Annotated in this window: 4 protein-coding genes; 1 reads left to right on the top strand and 3 read right to left on the bottom strand. The window is 68.8% G+C overall.

The genetic code is table 11. From position 1 onward, the window contains the following. Nucleotide 1 precedes the first annotated feature (1 nt). From QMC81_11490 to QMC81_11500, 3 genes are all read right to left on the bottom strand, one after another. Nucleotides 2-2038, bottom strand: coding sequence for an amylo-alpha-1,6-glucosidase (locus QMC81_11490; GenBank protein MDI6908092.1), 2037 nt, complete (start codon nt 2036-2038; stop codon nt 2-4). Nucleotides 2039-2106: 68 nt separating this feature from the next. Then, nucleotides 2107-3087 carry an ROK family protein gene (locus QMC81_11495; GenBank protein MDI6908093.1) on the bottom strand — a complete coding sequence of 327 codons (981 nt, stop codon included), beginning with the start codon at nt 3085-3087 and terminating at the stop codon, nt 2107-2109. 2 nt (nt 3088-3089) lie between these two features. Further along, a complete protein-coding gene (locus tag QMC81_11500; protein MDI6908094.1) occupies nt 3090-3923 on the bottom strand; it encodes a Cof-type HAD-IIB family hydrolase in 834 nt (277 codons plus the stop codon). 123 nt (nt 3924-4046) lie between these two features. Here QMC81_11500 and QMC81_11505 point away from each other — a divergent pair. Further along, nucleotides 4047-6344, top strand: a 2298-nt coding sequence (locus tag QMC81_11505) for a CHASE4 domain-containing protein (protein MDI6908095.1), incomplete at its 3' end; no start/stop codon positions are given.

Consider the following 6344-nt stretch of genomic DNA (forward strand, 5'->3'; position numbering starts at 1 on the left):
TCTAATGATTTTCCAGTTTGACCCCCTTGACTGTTGCACCGTGAGTCTTACTTAACGTTTCTGATCCGCGTTCCAGCACGTCCTCCACGTAGGCGCGCAGGATTTCGGCCACCCCCCAGGCCTGGGCGATGCAGCCCCGCGGCGCGGCGGGCTCGTTGCCGTCGAAGATCTCGGAGATATAGCCGATCCCGTGGTCCCGCAGGTGATCCTCGAAGGGCGCGAGGAAGGCCGCCGCCCGGCGCCGGCTGGCGAGCGAGTAGCCCTCGGCGCGCCGGTAGGCCGTCACGAAGGGGCCGATCAGCCAGCTCCAGGCCGTCCCCTGGTGGTAGGCGCCGTCCCGCGCCGCCCGGTCGCCGCGGTAGTAGCCGCGGTAGTCAACGTCGCCGGGGTCGAGGCTGCGCAGGCCGTAGGTGACGTACAGTTCGCGCCACACCTTGCGCACCACCTGCCGCGTCCGGTCGCGGTCGAGCATGGTGTGGGGGAGGCTGACGGCCAGGATCTGGTTCGGCCGCACCCTGGCGTCCACGGCCCTCTCGTCCCCGACCACGTCGGCCAGCCAGCCGCCGCCGGCGTCCGCAATCCAGAAGGAGCGCAGGAAGCTTTCCCGCACCCGCTCGGGCAGGCCGGGATAAGGGTTCTCGTCCCCGTAGCGCTCGGCCAGCGCCGCCAGCACCCGCAGGGCGTTGTACCACAGGGCCTGGATCTCCACCGGCTTGCCATGCCGCGGCGTGACGACCCATTCGTCCACCTTGGCGTCCATCCAGGTGAGCTGCACGTCCGGGGCGCCGGCCCGGATCAGGCCGTCGTCGTCCATCCGAATGCCGAAGTCGGTCCCCCGGACGAACCAGGCGGCGATCCGCTTCAGCACCGGGTAGATCTCGGCGCGGACGAAGTCGTCGTCCCCGGTGTACTGCAGGTACTTGTACGCGGCCAGGAAGAACCACAGCGGCGCGTCCACCGTGTTGTAGAGCGGTTCCTCGGCGCCGACCTTGAAGGCGTTGGGCAACAGTCCCCGGCGCTCCTGGCGGGCGTAGGTGAGCAGGATCTCCCGCGCCTCGTTCCAGCGCCCGGTGACCAGGGTCAGGCCCGGCAGGGCGATCATGGTGTCCCGCGCCCAGTCGGTGAACCAGGGATAGCCGGCGATGACCGTCTTCGTCCCCGTCGACCGGCGTTCGACGATGAAGGCGTCGGCCGCCCGGACCAGGGCGCGCGCGAAGGCATCCTCGCCACCCGCGGCGGCGGTCAGCCCGGCCAGGCGCGCCTCCTCAGCCCGGAGGAGGGCCTCGCCGTCAGGCGACGGCAGCTCTTCCTCAGTGGAGGCCAGGACGGTGACCGTGGCCACGGCCCCCGGCGCTAGGGGCACCTCGAAGCGCCCCGGCACGAAGTGGTCCTCCCGGGCGGTCTCCCCGCGCTCCCGCTCGGCCGCATAGGCCATGTCGCGGTACCAGTACCCCTCCCCGGGGTGGTAGGCGCCCGCGCCGGCCACGAGGCGCAGCGCCGGAACATCATCCCGCCCCCGGATGAGGACGCCCCGTTCCAGCGGTTCCTGGCGGAAGTGGATCTCCCCCGCGGCGGTCATGTAATGGTAGCCCCGGCAGTTGACCATCGGCCGCAGGATGAGCGTGCCCGCCTCCGGCCCGTTATGGATCCGGTAGAGGATGACCGTGGTGTTGGCGCCGTGGACCATACCCACCTTCTTCACGAGAAAGAGGTCGCCGAAGCTATAGATGAAGGTCGGCAAGGGGTCGACCAGCACCCGCTGCAGGTGGACGAAGCCGAACTCGGCCAGCCCGCCGGCGGTCTCGTTGGTCGCCAGGTTGTAGAACGTCTCCCCGACACGCACCCCCTCGTCGAGCTTGGCCAGGTGCAGCGTCCGGCGGCCCGGCGGGTTGTGCGCCGCGACGAGGAGGCCATGGTAACGGCGGGTGTTGGCATTGATGAGCGTGCTCGAGGCGAAGCCGCCGAGGCCGTTGGTCACCAGCCACTCTCTTTCGATGGCCCGCTCGAAGGTGCGCCAGGCGCCCTTGCCGAAGTGCAATGCTTTCCTTCCTTTCCACCCAGACACTTATATATCCTTTCCCGCGCTCCGTCAGAACAGTGTACAGTCTAGCCTGGGTCCACCCCTCCCTTTCTATGCAACTCCAGGGCGAGGGCGACGGCGCCTATGGCACCGGAGCGCCCCTCAAGGGCCGCCGGGACGACCGCCAGCCCGTCAAGGGCGGCGGCCAGGGCCAGCCGCCGCAGGGCGGCCTCCATCCCGTCCCAGAAGAGGTGGCGGGCCTCCATCACCCCGCCCCCCAGGACGATCACGGCGGGATTCAGGAGGTTGACGACGACGGCCAGACCCCGGCCCAGGTAGGCGGCGGCCTCGGCCAGTATCCCGCGGGCCACGGGGTCGCCCGCCTCCGCCGCCCCGGTGACGGTGCGCGCCGAGACGGCCGAGGCGTCCCCACCCGCCCGGGCCAGTATCTCCGGGGCGCGCCCCGCCTCGGCCTCCTCCCGCGCCCGGCGGGCGATGGCCGTCCCGGAGGCCACGGCCTCCAGGCACCCCCGTCCGCCACAGCGGCAGGCCGGGCCCGGCGCCACGGGAAGGTGCCCCACCTCCCCGGCCCCGTAGCCGGCGCCGCGGTAGAGCCGGCCGCCGAAGACCAGGCCGCCCCCGATCCCGGTGCTGACGGTGACGTACACCAGGTCGTTCACCCCCCGCCCGGCGCCGTACACGTGTTCGCCCAGGGCGCCCAGGTTGGCGTCATTCTCCACGGTCACCGGAACCCCCCCCAGGCGTTCCGCCAGGGCCTCTCTCAGGGGCGCCTCCCGCCACCCCAGGTTCGGTGCCTGGTGAACGACGCCGGTAACGGGGTTCAGCGGCCCCGGGGCCCCGGCGGCCACGGCCAGCAGGTCGCCCCGGTCCGCCCCCGCCCGGGCCAGGAGGTCGTCCACCGTCCGCGCCATACGCCCGACGACGGCGGCGAAACCCTCCTCCGGCCGGGTGGCGACCTTCGTCTCCCCGCGGATCCCTCCTTCAAGATCGGCCAGGACGGTGTAGATCTTCGTCCCGCCGAGGTCGATCCCCGCCACATAGCCCACGGCTATCCGCCCTCCTCCAGGATGAACCGCTCGATGACTTCCGCCACCCCGTCCCGGTCGTTCGGCGGGGCGACAAAGTCGGCGCGCTCCTTGACCTCGGCGCGGGCGTTGCCCATGATTACGCCCAGGCCCGCGAACTCAACCATGTCCAGGTCGTTATAGCTGTCCCCCACGGCGACCACGGCCTCCCGCGGGACGCCGTACCGTTCCGCCAGCCAGGCCAGGGCGGCGCCCTTGGTGGCGCGGGGGTGAGAGAATTCCAGGAAGTGCGGCTTGGATTTCGTAATATGCACCGCGCTCCCGTATACCGGCAGCATCTCCGCCATCACCCCGTCAAGGACCTCCTCCTCGGCGATGGCCAGCACCTTGGTCGGCTCCTCCCCGCCCTCAAGCAGCGCGAGCAGGTCCCCGACCGGGTGCGCCTCGACGCCGGAAATCGCGGCGTAGCGCGCGCCGACCGGAGTCAGTTCGGCCATGTAGAGGCGGTCGCGCAGGTAGACGTTGACGTGCAGGCCGCCGGCGCGCAGGGCGCCGACGAGGGCGCGCGCCGCGTCGAGCGGCACCGTCCGGTGGAGCAGCGCCGGCCCCCCGGAGGCCTTGCGCACCAGAGCCCCCTGGTAGGTGATCAGCGGGACGTCGATCCCCAGCTCCCGGGCGATCCGCGCCGCCGAGGCGTACATGCGCCCGGTGGCCAGCGTGACGATGACCCCCCTCTCCCGCGCCCCCCGCAAGGCCTCGCGGTTGCGCGGCGAGACCCTGAAGGCGGAATCGAGCAGGGTGTCGTCCAGGTCGACGGCCAGAAGGCGGTAGTGCAGCGGCCACACCTCGCTCTCCATACAATCCCAGTTGTGAAAATTATAGCACTTTATCGCGGGCCGGGAAAACTTCGGGGCGGCGGCCGATCCGGAAAAGGGTTGGTGTCTGATTTGTCGAAACATTCGGCACAGGAGGGCAAACGTGTGACTCTTCGCGCCAAGACTCTGATCATCATCGGTATCACGCTCCTCGGGCTGACGGCCATTCTCCACACCGTTTTGCGCCTGGTTCTGCTGGATAGTTTCGGCGCGCTGGAGGACGGGACGGTCCGGCAGAACATTGATCGCGCCCGGGACGCCCTGGCGGAGGAAACCGCCGGGCTCGACGCCACGGCGCGCGATTATGCCTGGTGGGACGATACCTGCACGTTCATCGCCGACGGCAATTCCGCGTATATTGTTTCGAACCTCGGCAACGAGACATTCAAGGGACTCGGGCTCAACCTTATCGCGTACCTCGACCCCTCGGGCCGGCCCGTCTTCGAGAAAGCCTTCGACACGGAAAAGGGCGAAGAAGTCCCGGTGCCGACGAGCCTGCGGCAACACCTTGCGGCCGGGAGCCCCCTCCTGCGCCGAGGCGCCATCTCCGGCGGCGTCTCGGGCATCGTGCTCCTCCCCGAGGGCCCGCTCATCGTCTCCGCATGGCCTATTCTCACCAGCGAAGGGGAAGGCCCTCCCCGCGGGACTTTGATCATGGGGCGCTACCTCACCGACAGGGTCGTCCGGCGCCTGGCGCAAACCACCCACCTCTCCCTGAGCCTCAAGCGCTCCGGTGATTTCCAGGGCTCTTTGCCGAGGGCGGCGATGGCCGTCCGGCCGCTCAATAACGACCTCATCGCCGGTTACACCCTGATCAACGACGTCTACGGGAACCCCGCCCTCGTCCTTGAGGTAAGGATGCCCCGCGACATCCACCAACAGGGCCTGGCCGGCGTGAAAACCGCCATGGCCGCCATCCTGGCCACCGGCCTGGTCTTCGGCGCGGTGATCATTCTGCTCCTGGAAAAGGTGGTCCTCTCCCGCCTGGCCCGTCTTAACGCGGGCGTGAAGAGTGTCGGGGGCGGTTTCGCCGCGCGCCTGCCGGTCGCGGGCAGGGACGAGGTGTCCAATCTGGCTGCCGCTGTCAACAACATGATGGACAAGCTTGAGGAATCCCTGGAGGCGCTGCGGGAGAGCGAGGGCCGCCTCAGGATCATCCTGGATGCCGTGCAGTGCGGCGTTCTGGTCATCGATGCCGGGACACACGTCATCGTTGATACCAACCGGGCGGCCGAGGAACTGATCGGCCTTCCCCGGGACAAAATCGTCGGCGCCGTATGCCACCGGTTCGTCTGTCCGCATGAAAAAGGAAAGTGCCCCATCACCGACCTCGGGCGGACGGTTGACCATTCAGAGCGCGAACTGTTGACCGCGGATGGCGAACCGATCCCGGTCATCAAGACGGTCGTCCGGGCTTCCCTCGGCGACCGGGAGCATCTCCTGGAGAGTTTCACGGACATCACTGAGCAGAAGCTGATGGAGGAACGGCTCAGGTACTTAAGCCTGCACGACCCCCTCACCGGGTTCCACAACCGGATGTACTTCGAGCAGGAAATGCGCCGCCTGGAGGCGGAGCGCCGCGCCCCGACAGGCATCATCGTCTGTGACGTGGACGGGCTGAAACTGGTCAACGACAGCCTGGGACACAAGACCGGAGACGCCCTGCTTGTGGCCGCCGCCGGCATTATCAGCGAAGCCTGCCGTGGCCACGTGTTCGCCCGCATCGGGGGTGATGAATTCGCGGTCATCCTCCCCAACCGCGACGAAACCGCCGTCGCAGGCGTCGCGCAAGCGATCCGCGAGGCCGTGGTCCGGTACAATGCCGTTCACCCGGAACTGCCCCTGAGCATGTCGGTCGGCCACGCGGTCAGCGGCGAGGCCCCGGTCAGTATGGACGAGCTGTTCAGGGAAGCGGACAACAATATGTACCGGGAAAAGCTGCATCGCAGCCGGAGCGCCCGCAGCGCCATCGTCCAGACCCTGATGAGGGCGCTCGAGGCCAGGGACTTCATCACCGAGGGGCACGCCGAGCGCCTGCAGAACCTGGTGGCCGCCCTGGCGGAAGCCGCCGGCGTCCCCGCGCACCGCATCGACGACCTGCGCCTTCTCGCCCAATTTCACGACATAGGCAAGGTCGGCATTCCGGACCGCATCCTCTTCAAGGCCGGGCCCCTCACCCCCGAGGACACAGCCGTGATGAGGAGGCACAGCGAAATCGGCTACCACATCGCGCAGTCCTCGTCCGACCTGGCGCCGATCGCCGACCGGATCCTGAAGCATCACGAATGGTGGAACGGCGAGGGTTACCCCCTCGGCCTCAAGGGGGAGGATATCCCCCTGGAGTGCCGCATCCTGGCCATCGTCGACGCCTACGACGCCATGACCAGCGACCGTCCCTATCGC

This window comes from Thermoanaerobacterales bacterium (assembly GCA_030019475.1).
GTDB lineage: Bacteria > Bacillota > Desulfotomaculia > Desulfotomaculales > JASEER01 > JASEER01.

Excerpts from the sequence above, each read along its gene's own strand:
- QMC81_11500 (MDI6908094.1), bottom strand. The coding sequence starts at position 3,923 with ATGGAGAGCGAGGTGTGGCCGCTGCACTACCGCCTTCTGGCCGTCGAC.